This window comes from Burkholderia sp. BCC1638 (assembly GCF_902833195.1).
Lineage (GTDB): Bacteria > Pseudomonadota > Gammaproteobacteria > Burkholderiales > Burkholderiaceae > Burkholderia > Burkholderia diffusa.
Window position 1 is genome coordinate 1 of the sequence record NZ_CADFEC010000084.1, and the last position, 971, is coordinate 971.

1 protein-coding gene and 1 pseudogene are annotated in these 971 nt (G+C 65.0%); both read right to left on the reverse strand.

What is annotated here, in order from left to right:
• On the reverse strand, positions 1–519 hold a 519-nt coding region (locus tag HWX22_RS31260), incomplete at its 3' end, for an ATP-binding protein (protein WP_175916994.1).
• Positions 512–971, reverse strand: a pseudogene (locus HWX22_RS31265) (IS21 family transposase); the annotation flags it as partial. The gene HWX22_RS31260 and the pseudogene HWX22_RS31265, both read right to left, overlap by 8 nt.

A 971-nucleotide genomic window follows, 5' to 3' on the forward strand; every position in this document is an offset into this window, starting at 1 on the left:
GAACGGCAGATAGCCCAGTTCGTCGAGGATCACCAGGTCGACGTACATCAGCTTGTGGGCGATCTGGCCTTGTTTGCCGATGGACTTCTCCTGCTCCAGGGCGTTGGTCAGCTCGACGGTCGAGAAGTAGCGCACGCGCTTGCCGTGGCGCTGTACGGCTTCGATTCCGATCGCTGAGGCGAGGTGCGTCTTGCCGGTGCCCGGACCACCGATGAACACGACGTTGTGCGCGCTTGCGAGGAACGACAGCTCGCTCAGTTCGCGCACCAGCGCTTCGTCGACGTGTGCCTGCGCGAAGTCGAAGCCCTTCAGGTCGCGGTGTGCCGGGAAGCGAGCGGCGGTCATCTGGTAGGCGATCGAGCGCACCTGCCGTTCGGCGGTTTCAGCCATCAGCAGCTGCTTCATGAAGCGCTCCGGCTCGAAGTCAGTGTGACGCGACTGTGCGAGCAGCTCCGGCCACGTGCTCGCCATGCCATGCAGTTTGAGCCCCTTGAGTTGGGCGGCGATGTCGTTAGACATGACGGTCCTCCGGTGGGTTGGCGCGCAGCGTCTCGTAACGGCTCACGTCGGCCGCGGGCTCTTCCTTGAGCTGGAGTTTCGTCGTGGCGAGGCTGCCATTCGTGACGGGCGCCTTCAGCCGGCTCAGCACGTTCAGGACGTGCTCTGCGCTGGGGCGTCCTGAATCCAGCGCAGCCTGTACGGCGAGCAGCACCGCATCGAGCCCGTGTTCGCGCACCGCGGCGAGCACCTGCGTCATGACGCGATCGCCGCCCGGGTGTTTCAGCAGATGCCGCTGCAGCAGTTGCAGCGGCTGCGGCATCGTGATGAACGGTGCGCCGTTGCGCAGTGCGCCGGGTTTGCGCTCGACCAGCGTGACGTAGTGGCGCCAATCGTAGAAGGTCATGTGCCGCTCGAAGCTGCGTTCGTGGCGTGCGATCTCCTGGGCGTTGGCGACGACGCTGAGATATGCC